Genomic DNA, 13,725 nt, shown 5'->3' on the forward strand with positions numbered 1-13,725 from the left:
CCCCCACTGCCCAAGGAGGCCGACCCCCGTGAGCGCCCGCCCCCCGTCCCGCAATTCCTCCGACCCCGATGTACCCAAACAGGTGGCCGACACCGCGCCCCTGGGGAAGAAGACGGCAGCGCCGAAGCCGCGTGCCGGCGCCAGCCATGGCGTGCGGGCCGCCCGGCCGCTCGATGACGGTGACCGGGAGCGGCTGCTGGCCGGCGCGCATCACGATCCGCACGCGCTGCTCGGCGCGCACGAGATGCGGGGCGGTGTGGAGCTGCGCGTACTGCGTCCGTTCGCACGGTCGGTGACCGTGCTCGCCAAGGGGCTGCGGGCCGAGCTGCACGAGGACGGCGGCGGGTTCTTCTCGGGTGTGCTGCCGCTGCGCGCGGCCCCGGAGTACCAGCTGCTGGTCGCGTACGACGACGGCACCGACGCCGGGACCGAGATCGAGATCGAGGTGCAGGATCCGTACCGCTTCCTGCCCTCGCTCGGCGAGCTCGATCTGCATCTGATCGGCGAGGGGCGGCACGAGGAGCTGTGGCGGGCGCTGGGCGCGCATCCGATGGCGCACCAGGGCGTCACCGGCACCCGGTTCACGCTGTGGGCACCCAATGCCCGCGGGGTGCGGGTCGTCGGCGACTTCAACTACTGGGACGGCACCGGCCATCCGATGCGTTCGCTCGGCTCCACGGGCATCTGGGAACTGTTCGTTCCCGGCGCCGGCGAGGGGGCGCTCTACAAGTTCGACATCACTCGCCCGGACGGTTCTCACACCCTGCGGGCCGACCCGATGGCGCGGCGCGCCGAGGTGCCGCCCGCCAACGCCTCGATCGTGACCGAGTCACACCATGTGTGGCACGACGAGGAGTGGATGGCGCAGCGCGCCGAGCGGCCGGTGCACGAGTCGCCGTTCTCCGTCTACGAGGTGCATCTGTCCTCCTGGCGACCGGGCCTGACCTACCGACAGCTGGCCGTCCAACTCCCGGCGTACGTAAAGGATTTGGGCTTCACGCATGTGGAGTTCATGCCGGTCGCCGAGCACCCCTTCGGCGGCTCGTGGGGCTATCAGGTCACCGGCTTCTACGCCCCGACCTCCCGGATGGGCACCCCCGACGACTTCCGCCATCTCGTCGACGCCCTGCACCGGGCGGGCATCGGCGTGATCGTCGACTGGGTGCCGGCGCACTTCCCGAAGGACGACTGGGCACTCGCGGAGTTCGACGGCCGCCCGCTGTACGAGCACGAGGACCCGGCGCGTGCCGCGCACCCCGACTGGGGCACCCTCGAGTTCGACTACGGCCGCAAGGAGGTGCGTAACTTCCTGGTCGCCAACGCGACGTACTGGTGCGAGGAGTTCCACATCGACGGGCTGCGGGTGGACGCCGTCGCCTCGATGCTCTACCTCGACTACTCCCGCGAGCAGGGCGAATGGACGCCGAATGTGCACGGCGGCCGGGAGAACCTGGACGCGGTCGGCTTCCTGCAGGAGATGAACGCCACCGTCTACCGGCGCTGCCCCGGTGTCGTGACGATCGCCGAGGAGTCCACGGCCTGGGACGGGGTCACCCGCGCCACCCACCATGTCGGCCCGGGCGGCTTCGGCGGCCTCGGCTTCGGCCTGAAGTGGAACATGGGCTGGATGCACGACTCACTGGGCTATGTCTCGCACGAGCCGGTGCACCGCAAGTTCCACCACAACGAGATGACGTTCTCGATGGTGTACGCGTACAGCGAGAACTATGTGCTGCCGATCTCGCACGACGAGGTCGTGCACGGCAAGCGGTCGCTGGTGAGCAAGATGCCCGGCGACTGGTGGCAGCAGCGCGCCAACCACCGCGCCTATCTGGGCTTCATGTGGGCCCACCCGGGCAAGCAACTCCTCTTCATGGGCCAGGAGTTCGCGCAGGGCGCGGAGTGGTCGGAGGGCCACGGCCCGGACTGGTGGCTGCTCGACCCGTCGTACGCGGCGGAGGCGGACCACCGCGGGGTGCGGCATCTGGTGCGCGATCTGAACACGGTGTACGGCGCCACCCCCGCGCTCTGGCAGCGGGACACCGACCCCGGGGGCTTCGCCTGGGTGGACGGCGACGCCGCCGAGGACAATGTCTTCGCGTTCCTGCGCTACGACGCATCGGGCTCGCCGCTGCTCGCCGTCTGCCACTTCTCGCCGGTGGTGCGGCACGAGTACCGGCTGGGTGTGCCGGACGCGGTCCAGGCGTGGACGGAGGCACTCAACACGGACGGGGCGCGGTACGGCGGCAGCGATGTGCTCAACCCGGACCCGCTGAAGCCGGAGTCGGTACCGTCGCACGGCCGCCCGGCGAGCATTCAGCTGACGCTGCCGCCGCTGGCGACGTTGTGGCTGCGACCGGCGTGAGCGCCGCGCCCGGCCGGCCTTGCCGGAGCGCCTGAGACTCAAGCCCGTCGGGTGACTGAGGACACCACCCCCAGACGCTGGGTGGCCCGGGTGAGCGCCACATAGAGGTCGTTCGTCCCGTGTTCCGAGCCGGAGCGGATCAGCTCCGGTTCGACGACGATCACCGTGTCGAACTCCAGGCCCTTCGCCTGCCGCGGGTCGAGCAGCACGACGGGCCGGGTGAGGTCCGGTTCGGCCCCTTGGCCGGCATCGGGCAACTCTGCCGCGAGGGCGGCGTGGAGCCCGCCCGGGGCGATCACCGCGAGCCGTCCCTCGTGGGGCGCCCCGGCCACCCGCTCGGCGACCGTACGGGCCACTTCGTCCGGGGACACGGACGCCTCCCACGGCTTCACGCCCGTCGAGCGCACGGAGCGCGGCGGCTCGAAGGCCGGGTCCTCGCTCCGCCGCACGTCCGCCGCCAGCTCCATGATCTCGGCGGGCGTACGGTAGTTGACCTCGAGGCGGGTGTGCTGCCAGCGGTCGCCGACGTACGGCTCGAGAATGCGCTGCCACGAGCCGCAGCCCGCCGCGTCGCCGGTCTGGGCAGGGTCGCCGACCAGGGTCATGGAGCGGGTGGGGCAGCGGCGCATCAGCAGCCGCCACGCCATCGCGGACAGCTCCTGCGCCTCGTCCACGATGATGTGCCCGAAGGCCCAGGTCCGGTCGGCGGCGGCGCGTTCGGCGGCGCTGCGGTGGTCGGCCTCCTCCTGGCGCTCCGCCATCCGCTCGGCGTCGATGATGTCGTGCGCGGCGAGCACTTCGGACTCCTGGTCCTCGAACTCGAACGTCTTCGAGCCCTCGGACAGCTCCAGCACGCCCTGCGCGTAGGCGATCCGCTCCTGCCGCTCGGCCTCTTCGGCGGCGCGCTCGGCGCTGTCGTCGACGCCGAGGAGTTCGGCGGCCTCGTCGAGCAGCGGCACATCGGCGGGTGTCCAGGGCCCGGCGATACGCCGGACCAACTCGGCGTCCTTCTCAGCCAGTTGCGCCTCTGGCACGGCGAGGAAGTCCGCGACGAGCTGCTCCGGGGTGAGCGGGGGCCACAGCTCGTCGATCGCCGCGTGCACCTCGGCACTGGTGGCGATCTCCTTGCCGAGCTGGGCGATGTCGTCGGGGCCGAGGAGGTTCGGCCCTCCGAGGGGATCCGCGCCGAGCCGGTCGGTGAGCTGGGCGGTCAGCGCGTCGATGATCCGGAAGGCGAAGTGCGGCCGGGCGAGATTGTGCGGCAGCCCGGTGGCACGGGCACGGTCGCGGGCGTCGTACGCCATCTCACGGTCGAGCCGCAGGATTCCGTACTCCTCGTGGTCGATCTCCAGCGCGGGCCCGGGCAGGTGGTCCGGGTCCTCCTGGTCAATCTCGCGGTCGGACTCCGGCGCGGACTCGGGCAGCGCCTGCCGGTCGCGTACGACACGGGCCAGCACATCGGCCATCTCGGCGCGGCCCTTCACCTCGGCGGCCTCGGGGGTGTCGGCGCCGGTGGCCCGTACACCGGGGAAGAGCTCGGCCATCGTCGACAGCAGCACGCCCGTCTCACCGAGCGAAGGCAGCACCTGGCCGATGTAGCCGAGGAACGCGGGGTTGGGCCCCACGATCAGCACGGCGCGCCTGGCCAGCTGCTCGCGGTGCGCGTAGAGCAGATACGCCGCCCGGTGCAGCGCGACCGCGGTCTTACCGGTGCCGGGCCCGCCCTCGACGACGAGGACGCCGTGCCGCGGTGCCCGGATGATGCGGTCCTGCTCGGCCTGGATGGTCTGCACGATGTCGGCCATCCGCCCGGTGCGCGCGGCCCCGAGCGCGGCGAGCAGCACGGCGTCCGCGTCATGCTCCTCGTAACCGGTACGGGTGGTGTCGGCGAGGTCGAGAATCTCGTCGTGGAGGGCGGTGACGGTGCGCCCCTTGGTGGTGATGTGGCGCCGCCGGCGCAGCCCCATCGGCTCATGCCCGGTGGCGAGGTAAAAGGGCCGGGCAACGGGTGCGCGCCAGTCGATGAGCAGCGGGGTACGTTCCGTATCGCCCTCCCGCATTCCGATACGCCCGATGTGGTGGTGCACGCCGTCCTTGAGATCGATACGTCCGAAACACAGCCCGGAGTCCACTGCATTCAGCCCCGAGAGCAGCCCGGACTGCTCGGCGACGAGCACATCCCGCTCGACCCGGGCCTGCAAACCGGTGCTGACCTGCCCGATCGTGGTCCGGACTGCGGCTTCGGCCTGCTCGCGGAGTGCGTCGAGGCGCTCGTAGAGCAGAGAGACGAATTGCTGTTCATTATGCAATTCCTCGGTTGACAATTCAGCTCCTGACGCGATATGGTGTCATCAATCAACCTCTCCATGCGCTTAGTTGTGCATGGACGTGAAACACTCAATATTCGCAGAGGAATACCCCGGCCGTCAATTCGGTACCGGGGTGTTTTTGTGCGCCGAGAAGTCCGGTGCACAAGCCACTGACGGTCTGGGGCGCGCGGCCGGAGCTGCGGCCGGCGGGCCCGTGCCATGCGTTCCGGCCCGTGCACGACCTGGTGGGTGCCAGCCGCTGCCATGCCCCGGCCCGCTCGCTACACCGCGCCGACTCCTGCGTGGCATCCGCGTGCTGAGCGAGCGTGATTGATCAAGACTGACGCTAGGCTCGGCGGCAACGTCACGCGGGAGTGTTTGATGCGCAAATGCCTTCCGGTCTTCAGCATTGTGCTGGCTTCGGCAGCACTGATCGCATTGTCGGGGTGTGACAGCACACCGCTCGAAACCAACACCGCAGCCGCCCGCGCCCCTACGCCGGCGGCCAAGGAGTTCTCCGGTCAGGTCGATGTAGGCGGCGGTCGGAAAATCTATCTGCACTGCAAAGGAAGCGGGAGCCCCACGGTCGTTCTGGAATCCGGGTTCCACGACTCGTCCGACACCTGGAACGTGACCGATACACAACCGCCCGTGCCGAAGTCCCCAGCGGTCTTCCCCGGTGTCCCCGGACCGTGCCGCAACAACCTCGCGATCGCGGACCGTGCCGCCAAGGGGCTGACGGGCGGCTTGGGGGAGCTCGTTAACGACAACAGATCGAGGAGGAGTAGACCGCTCCTGAGGTCCGCGCGGTGGAAGGCCTCCCACAGATCGGGTGCATCCGGGTCGATCGCCACGTCACGGGGTATCGCGTCGGCTGACTCTGCGGCGGCCAGCGCGAGGCGCCAAGGGTACGCGTCGGGTCGGCCTTTACCCGGCTCATTGGGAACGAACCCGCCTTCCCCAATGAGCACGTGAACGCCCATGGCGCGGAGGGTGGCAATGCTCTGATTGAACTGCGTGTGCTGTACGTACGCGGCGTTGAACGCAGGGCATCGTGATCACGGGGATGCCCTCGCGCTGGCCAATTGGGGCATCAACGCGGTCGAGGACGCGGCCCAGACCGACTTGCCGACCCCATCCCGGTCGTCGAAGGCCATCGGTTGGACAGGGCCTCGGTTCCGGTGATCGGTAAACCGGCCCGGCACATCCGTGTCGTCATCCCGCAGCCTGCCGATCAGATTGGCCACCGCCTACGGCGCGGCCGTCGCGGAGGCAGGCCGCCCGGCTTTGACAGTGAGACCTACAAGCAGCGCAACACCGTCGAACGGTGCATCCATCGGATCAAGCAGTGGCGCGGCCTGGCCATGCGGACCGACAAACTCGCCATCGCCTACCGGGCCGCACTCCACCTCGCCGCCATCCTCATCTGGACCCGACGCCGGCCAAAGAGACAGACCCTGGCCGCCGTGCTGGCTTCTTGTCGGCACGCACGGCGGCCAGGTCCTAGCTGCTGAGGTCCGCGCGCCGGGGAGGGCACGAGCGGTTCAGGAGAGCCAGTCGGCGTAGCGGGTGGGGGCGAGGTGGGCGTCCTTGTCGGTGAGGACGTCACCCTTGATGACGGCGAACATGCCGGCGGTGGGGTCGGTGACGACGGTGCGGCCGTCGGACTTGTGGGACAGGGTGACCCGGCCCAGCTCGTCCAGGGAGAAGACCTCGGGGCCGGCGATGTTGCGAATGCCCCCCAGCGGGGCGCCCGCGGCGACTTCCGCCACCGCGTCGGCCACGTCCTTGGAGGCGATCGGCTGGACGGGCGTGGCGGGCAGCCGGACGGTGTCGCCGTCGGCGGTCCAGGACAGGACCGCGTCGATGAACTCCATGAACTGCGTCGCGCGGACGATCGAGTAGGGGATCGGTCCGGCCGCGAGGATGTCCTCCTGGAGCATCTTGGCCCGGTAGTAGTCCAGCTCCGGCACCTGGTCCACGCCGACGATCGAGAGGATGACGAAGTGACGGACGCCACCCTTCCGGCCCGCGGCCAGAAGGTTGTCCATCGAGGTCTGGAAGAAGGCCAGGGATGCTTCGTCGAAGGTCGGGGAGTTCGTCAGGTTGACAATGACGTCGGCGCCCGCCACCGCCTCGCCCAGTCCCTGGCCGCTGATGACGTCGATTCCGGTGGACTGCGAGTGCGGTACCGCCTCGTGCCCGGCGGCGTTCAGATTCTTGACGACCTGTGACCCGATCAGCCCAGTACCGCCGATGACCGCGAACTTCATGACACGCCTTTCGTCGGGAGGCATATCCGCAAATATGGCATATGACCCCCATACGGGCGTTGCATGCACCGAACTGGGACACGTTCTGTCCGAGACTTACTTGGATTTGCGCAGTCCGAGTCAAACGCATCTGGTTGGAGTGACCGAGTGAAGATGTCCGGCGGAGTCGAGTGGGCCCTGCATTGCTGCGTCGTGCTCACGTCGGTTGAGGAGCCCGTCCCCGCGACCCGGCTGGCGGAGTTGCATGACGTCTCGGCGAGCTATCCGGCCAAGCAGTTACAAGCGCTTTCTCGCGCCGGGCTCGTGCGTTCGGTGCAGGGCAAGGCGGGCGGCTACGTGCTCACCCGGGAACCCGCCTCGATCACGGTGCTCAATGTGGTCCGGGCCGGCGCGGGTCGACCTCCGCCTACAACCCAGCTCCGGGGCATGCTCGGCACAGCGCCAGCCGCAGGCGTAGAAGCGCGAAGGCTGCCCACATGACGTAACGCCGGCACCGCACCGGTCGCGAACACTCGCGCGCCCGGGGCGCGTGTGGCCGGTAAGCGTAAGGCGGCCGCCTGAGCGGCAAAGGACGTACGTCACAGTCGGGGTGCCCGTCGCCGCCCACGGCCGCGCGCCGTGGCGGTGCGGCCACGGCCTCACTCCCTCAACTCGGTCAAGACCTGCCGCGGCCGGTGACGAAGTCACGCGCGCGGTCCAGGAGCCCGGCGCCGAGAGCCAGCAGCTTGTTGGCACCGGACCAACGATCAGATGCTCCGGACGAAGCGGCCTAAATCACGTCCTCAAGTTCCTTCAGCAGCCGCCGCTTCGGACGCGCGCCCACCATCGACTTCACCGGTTCGCCCGCCCGGAACACCATCAGCGTCGGCATCGACAGCACGCCGTACCGCGTCGTGATCTCCGGGTTGGTGTCCACATCGAGCTGCACGACCTTCAGCCGGCCGGTCTCCTCGCTCGCGAGCGCGCTCAGCACCGGCGCGAGCTGGCGGCACGGGCCGCACCAGTCCGCCGTGAACTCGACCAGGACCGGGCGGTCCGCCCCCAGCACCTCGGCGTCGAAGTCCGCGTCCGTCACCGCGGCGACGCCCTCTGCCTGAATCATTCGTCAGCCTCCGAATTCACAACGTGGTTCCGGGCCGGCCGGCAGCTCCGCCTCGGCCCGCGCGAGCTGTGCCCCGACCTGGGCGCGCACCGACTGCACCTGCTCGATCAGCGTGTCCAGTTCGCCGAGCTTCGCCCGGTACACGGCGAGCGAGGCGGGGCATGAGTCCCCCGCCGGATGCCCGGCGCGCAGGCAGTCGACGAACGGTCTGGTCTCCTCCAGGTCGAACCCGAAATCCTGCAAGGTCCGGATCTGCTGGAGCAGCCGCAAGTCGTCCTCGTCGTAAGTGCGGTAGCCGTTCACCGCGCGCCGGGCGGGCAGGAGCCCGCGGGACTCGTAGTAGCGCAGGGTGCGTGTGGTGGTGCCCGCTCGCTCCGCCAGCTCGCCGATTCGCATGTCTTCGACAGTAATCCTTGACGTCGGCGTCAAGGCAAGCGGCTCAGTCCCGCAGTGCCTCGTACGTGCTCGCCCAGTCGTCGGAGCCGTGGCCCTTCGCGATCGCCCGGTCCGCGACGGACTTGACGGCCTCCAGTTGGGAGACGTCGAGCCCGCGGGTGCGCGCGGCGTGCAGGATGTGCTCGACGCCCGCGGCCATCATGCCGAGGTTGGCCTGCGCCCCCGGATAGCTGCCCGCGTCGATGTTGGCCGCCGTGTACTCCGCGATGGGCGGCAGGATCTGGACGATGGTGTTCAGATACGGGGCGATGTCGGCGGCCTTGACCCCGTCTGCCGTGGCCAGTGCGTACGCGTGCACCAGGCCCGAGATGCTGCCGTAGAAGAAGTCGAGCAGCGACAGGTCGTAGAGCGCGGCGAGCCCGGGATCCGTGCCGACGAACGCGGCTTTGCCGCCCAGCGACTTCAGGGTGGACTCGTAGCGCTCGAAAGCCCCCTGCGCGCCTGAGTAGAAGAGCAGCGCATCGGGCGAGCCGATCAGCGGGGTCGGCACCATCACCGCGCCGTCCAGGTAGCTGATGCCGCGGGACTCCGCCCAGGCCGCCGCCTCGCGGGAGCGCTCGGGGGTGTCGGAGGTGAGGTTGACCAGGACGCGGCCCGCGAGGGCGTCGGCGAGCGGGGCCAGGATCGCGTGGGACGCGTCGTAGTCGACCACGCAGACAATGGTCAATTCGCTTGCGCGCAAGGCCTCTTCGGCGGTGGCGGCGCGGACCGCGCCATGTGCGACGAGCTCGTCACCCTTGCCGTGAGAGCGGTTCCATACGGTGGTGGGGTGGCCTGCGTCGAGGAGGGCGCCGGCGAGCGCCTGGCCCATCGCGCCGAGGCCGATGACGGTGACAGAAGTGATGGCGGTGGCAGAAGTACGGGGGCTGTTCTCGGTGGTGGACATGACCGCAATGCTTCTTCGCCCCGCACTCCCCCACAAGTACCTACAAATAGGTCAGGTACCCACCGAAAGGTAAACATCAAGGTCAGCGCGGTCAGCTCTGCGACGGCAGTAGCGGTTTGGCTTCCGCTCCAGCGGCGACGGGAGCACGATCGACGTCGCCGTACGCCCCAGCGCCGAGATCTGCTCCAGCACGCACCCGCTCTTGACCAGCCATTCAGCACAACTACCCGATGCCTTCAGGAAGTTAACGGTGTGCAGCCATTGACGGCCGGACTGTATACATCTACAAAACTGTTTGAGAGCGCTCTCAACCCTCCCGACACCACCCTCGGCACCACCCTCCCGGAGGTGTTCCTTGAGCACGAGCCGCATCAAACGCACCCCCTTCCTCACCATCCTCGTCGCCCTCGTCGTCGCCCTCGCCGGCTTCATCGCCGTCACCGGCGCCGGGTCGGCGCGCGGCGACGTACCCCCCACGCCCGGCTGGAACCTCCAGTGGAGCGACGACTTCAACGGCGCCAACAGAACCCTGCCCTCGTCCGCCAACTGGCAGATCGACCTCGGGCACGCCTACCCCGGCGGGCCCGGCAACTGGGGCACCGGTGAAATCCAGAACTACACCAACAACCCCGACAACCTCAGCCACGACGGCAACGGCAATCTGCGCATCACCCCGCTCCGGGACGGCGCGGGAAACTGGACCTCCGGCCGTATCGAAACCCAGCGCGCCAACTTCAAGGCCCCGGCCGGCGGCACCCTGCGTATCGAGAGCCGTATCCAGATGCCGAATGTGACCGGCCAGGCCGCGCTCGGCTACTGGCCCGCGTTCTGGGCCCTCGGCGCCCCGTACCGCGGCAACTTCTGGAACTGGCCGTCCATCGGCGAGTTCGACATCATGGAGAACGTCAACGGCATCAACTCCGTCTGGGGTGTGCTGCACTGCGGGGTGAACCCCGGCGGCCCCTGCAACGAGACCAGCGGAATCGCCAACAACCGCGCCTGCCCCGGCGCCAGTTGCCAGTCCGCCTTCCACACGTACCGCTTCGAGTGGGACCGCTCCGTGTCCCCCAATGAGCTGCGCTGGTACGTGGACGGCCAGCTCTTCCACAGCGTCAACCAGAACCGGTTGGACGCCGGGACCTGGGCGAACATGACCGATCACGCGGGCTACTTCATTCTGCTCAATGTCGCGATCGGCGGCGCGTTCCCCGACGCCCTGGCCGGCAAGACCCCCACAGCCGCGACCGTCCCCGGCCGCCCCATGTTCGTCGACTACGTCGCCGTCTGGACCAGGGGCGGTGGCGGCGACCCGACGACCCCGCCCACCACCGACCCGCCCACCACCCCGCCGCCGTCCGGCTCCTCGCAGCTGTATCTGCGGACGGGAGGCGGCGCGGGCGACGCCGCGGCATCGGCCTCGACGGTGAGCCTGGCGTCGGCGGGCGGCGCCAACTACGACGGCGCCCCGCACAACCCGCAGGTCTTCACCTCTTCCGGGATCACCCGGAAGTACAACGGCGGGTCGACACAGTTCGATCTGTTCGTCGACGCGGGCTCGACGGTCGCCAACGGCCAGCAGATCAGGGTGAGTTACGACCGTACGGGCGACGGCACCTGGGACCGGACGGAGACGTACAACTACTTCGCCACCGACCCCGTGGCGGGTTATGAGCACTACACGCAGGCGAAGGGCCTGAAGTCGTCCACCGGATCGCTCGGCGATCTGGCGAACGGCAAGGTCCGGATCGAGGTCTGGAGCGCCATCGGCGGCGGCCCCAGCACGGTCGGCGTCGGCAACCAGTCCGTCGTACGCATCCCCTTCGACTGACCGATCAGGAGGAACACATGCTCCGCCGACTGCTCGCGACCACCGCCGCCGTGATCTTCCTGGTCACGGCGGGATGGGTGACCACGAGGATCGACTCACCAGCCCCCAATGCGGCCTCGCGCCACCCGGGCCACGCGGGCCACGCGTACACCTTCACCAAGGCCCAGCAGGCCGCGATCGTCGCGCAGGCGGCGGCCCCGTTGCGCGGCAGCGAATTCCGCGCGGACTGCTTCTCCAGCCACCGTCAGGGCGACGACCCGATCGTCTTCCCCGGCCAGGCGGGCCGCTCGCACATCCATGAGTTCTACGGGAACAGGACCGCCAACGCGGCCTCCACGCTCCAGTCGCTGGCCGCCGGCACCACCAACTGCACGCCGAAGACGGACCTTTCCTCGTACTGGACCCCCACCCTCTACCAGAACGGAGCCCCGGTGGCCCCCGAGCGGGTCACCGTCTACTACCAGGGCATCACCGACCACACCCGTGCCGTCGCCCATCCGCGCGGTCTGCGGTACGTCGTCGGCAACGCCCTGGCCGCCTCTCCCGACCAGAATCCGGCCGCACGCTGGTCGTGCGTGGGCCGGCCGGAGTCCAGCCGGGACTTCATCAACTGCCCGCCCGGCACCAAGCTGGAGAACTATCTGGACTTCCCCACCTGCTGGGACGGGAAGAACCTGGACAGCGCGAACCACCGGGACCACATGACATACGCGGCGGGGCAGACCTGCCCGGCCTCGCACCCCGTGGTCGTGCCGCGGCTCGAGCTGCTGATCACCTGGCCGGTCAACGGCGGCGGGCTCACCCTCGCGGGCACCAGGAACGGCGCCAATGTCACCAACGCGCCCGGCTACACCTTCCACGGCGATTTCTTCAACGCCTGGGACGACGGTGAGCTGAAGCGCCGGGTGGCCAACTGCATCAACGCGGGCTACATCTGCGGGACGGACGGCAATCCGATCCAGCAGTGACTCATCCGTTTCCGGGTCCGGGACGCCCAGCGGCCTGCGGGTCGGGGCGTCCCGGACAACGGTCGGCGGCTGGTCGGTGGACCGGCCCGTCAGGCCGCCCACCGCCCAGCCGCTTCACGCCTCGGCCGCCAACCGTCAGACCTTCGCGCGCACCCCGTCCGTGTCCCGCTGCTCCGGCACGTCCGTGTCCGCGCCATCGGCCACAGCCACGTCCTCGACCGTCTCCGGCGTCCCGTGACCGTCGTCGAGCAGCGTCTTCTCGTCGAACGGCAGCCGCCCGGCCAGCACCTCTTCGACCTGCGCCTTGTCGATCTCCTTCGTCCACGTTCCGATCAGCACCGTCGCGACCGCGTTGCCCGCGAAGTTGGTCAGCGCACGCGCCTCGCTCATGAAGCGGTCGATACCGACGATCAGTCCGACGCCGTCGACCAGCTCCGGCCGGTGCGACTGCAGACCGCCCGCAAGCGTGGCCAGCCCGGCTCCGCTGACGCCTGCCGCTCCCTTCGACGCGACGAAGAGGAAGAGGAGGAGCGGGATCTGCTCCCCGAGCGACATCGGGTTGCCCATCGAGTCCGCGATGAAGAGCGAGGCCATCGTCATGTAGATCATCGTGCCGTCGAGGTTGAAGGAGTAGCCCGTCGGGACGGTGATACCGACCACCGGCTTGCTCACGCCCAAGTGCTCCATCTTTGCGATGAGCCGCGGGAGCGCGGACTCGGAGGAGGAGGTGGAAAGGATCAGCAGGAACTCACGGCCCAGGTACTTGAAGAGCGTGAGGATGTTGAGACCCGCCACGATGCGCAGCAGCGCGGCGAGCACGATGAAGACGAAGAGGAAGCAGGTGATGTAGAAGCCGATCATGAGCACGGCGAGGCTCTTGAGGGCGTCCAGACCGGCGGAGCCGGTGACGGCGGCGATCGCGCCGAAGGCACCGATCGGCGCGGCCCACATCACCATGGCGAGGATGCGGAAGACGAGTCGCTGAATGTGCTCGACACCGCGCAGCACCGGCTCACCGACCGAACCCATGGCCTGCAGCGCGAAGCCGACGAGCAGCGCGACGAGGAGAGTCTGCAGGACCTCGCCCGCGGTGAAGGCGGAGACCATCGTGGTCGGGATGATCCCGAGCAGGAATTCGACCGTGTCCTTGGCCTCCTCCGCCACCTGGCCCTGGCCCGCCTCCTTGACCGCGTCGGTCACCGCCAGGCCGTCACCCGGGTGCAGGATGTTGCCGACGACCAGGCCGATGGTCAGGGCGACCAGCGACATGACCATGAAGTAGCCGAGCGCGATGCCGCCGACCGCGCCGACCTTTGCGGCCTTTCGTACCGAGCCGATGCCCAGCACGATCGTGCAGAAGATGATCGGCGAGATCATCATCTTGATCAGGTTCACGAAGCCGGTACCGAGCGGCTTGAGCTCAGTGGCGAACTCGGGGGCGACCAGGCCCACGGCGATGCCGAGCACGACCGCGATGATCACGGCGATATAGAGATAGTGGGTACGATCCCGCCTGACGGCTCCAGCAGCCACGGGGT

At 69.0% G+C, this 13,725-nt stretch carries 9 protein-coding genes and 2 pseudogenes; 5 read left to right on the forward strand and 6 right to left on the reverse strand.

Annotated elements, in window-relative coordinates:
- Positions 1–100 precede the first annotated feature (100 nt).
- On the forward strand, positions 101–2,365 hold the full coding sequence (gene glgB / locus QFZ67_RS11615) for a 1,4-alpha-glucan branching enzyme (protein WP_307665809.1): 2,265 nt from the start codon (positions 101–103) through the stop codon (positions 2,363–2,365).
- A 38-nt stretch (positions 2,366–2,403) separates the two neighbouring features.
- On the opposite strand, the gene QFZ67_RS11620 is transcribed toward glgB, so the two are convergent.
- Complete coding sequence (locus QFZ67_RS11620) at positions 2,404–4,689, reverse strand: ATP-binding domain-containing protein (protein ID WP_307661011.1); 2,286 nt, start codon at positions 4,687–4,689, stop codon at positions 2,404–2,406.
- A gap of 1,184 nt (positions 4,690–5,873) precedes the next feature.
- Here QFZ67_RS11620 and QFZ67_RS11630 point away from each other — a divergent pair.
- Positions 5,874–6,188, forward strand: a pseudogene (locus tag QFZ67_RS11630) (transposase); the annotation flags it as partial.
- A gap of 30 nt (positions 6,189–6,218) precedes the next feature.
- Here the strand turns inward: QFZ67_RS11630 and QFZ67_RS11635 are convergent.
- The gene (locus tag QFZ67_RS11635; protein WP_307665810.1) at positions 6,219–6,947 is read right to left on the reverse strand and encodes an SDR family oxidoreductase; all 729 of its coding nucleotides are present in this window, start codon (positions 6,945–6,947) and stop codon (positions 6,219–6,221) included.
- Positions 6,948–7,100: 153 nt separating this feature from the next.
- Here QFZ67_RS11635 and QFZ67_RS11640 point away from each other — a divergent pair.
- Positions 7,101–7,391, forward strand: a pseudogene (locus QFZ67_RS11640) (Rrf2 family transcriptional regulator); the annotation flags it as partial.
- Positions 7,392–7,716: 325 nt separating this feature from the next.
- Here the strand turns inward: QFZ67_RS11640 and trxA are convergent.
- The 3 genes from trxA to QFZ67_RS11655 are packed head-to-tail and all read right to left on the reverse strand — an operon-like array spanning position 7,717 to position 9,391.
- A complete protein-coding gene (gene trxA / locus QFZ67_RS11645) occupies positions 7,717–8,049 on the reverse strand; it encodes a thioredoxin (protein WP_307661012.1) in 333 nt (110 codons plus the stop codon).
- Positions 8,050–8,052: 3 nt separating this feature from the next.
- Positions 8,053–8,445 (reverse strand): MerR family transcriptional regulator, encoded by a 393-nt coding sequence (locus QFZ67_RS11650; RefSeq protein WP_307661013.1) that lies wholly within the window; start codon positions 8,443–8,445, stop codon positions 8,053–8,055.
- 43 nt (positions 8,446–8,488) lie between these two features.
- Entirely contained in the window at positions 8,489–9,391 is a 903-nt protein-coding gene (locus QFZ67_RS11655) for an NAD(P)-dependent oxidoreductase (RefSeq protein ID WP_307661014.1), read from the reverse strand.
- Between the two features lie 355 nt (positions 9,392–9,746).
- Between QFZ67_RS11655 and QFZ67_RS11660 the strand changes: the two genes are divergently transcribed.
- Both QFZ67_RS11660 and QFZ67_RS11665 read left to right on the forward strand, forming a co-directional pair.
- Positions 9,747–11,219, forward strand: coding sequence for a glycoside hydrolase family 16 protein (locus tag QFZ67_RS11660; protein WP_307661015.1), 1,473 nt, complete (start codon positions 9,747–9,749; stop codon positions 11,217–11,219).
- A 17-nt stretch (positions 11,220–11,236) separates the two neighbouring features.
- On the forward strand, positions 11,237–12,187 hold the full coding sequence (locus tag QFZ67_RS11665) for a DUF1996 domain-containing protein (protein WP_307661016.1): 951 nt from the start codon (positions 11,237–11,239) through the stop codon (positions 12,185–12,187).
- 135 nt (positions 12,188–12,322) lie between these two features.
- Here the strand turns inward: QFZ67_RS11665 and QFZ67_RS11670 are convergent, their stop codons facing one another.
- A complete protein-coding gene (locus tag QFZ67_RS11670; RefSeq protein ID WP_307661017.1) occupies positions 12,323–13,720 on the reverse strand; it encodes a cation:dicarboxylate symporter family transporter in 1,398 nt (465 codons plus the stop codon).
- Positions 13,721–13,725 lie beyond the last annotated feature (5 nt).

Origin of the sequence: Streptomyces sp. V1I1 (assembly GCF_030817355.1) — a bacterium.
Lineage (GTDB): Bacteria > Actinomycetota > Actinomycetes > Streptomycetales > Streptomycetaceae > Streptomyces.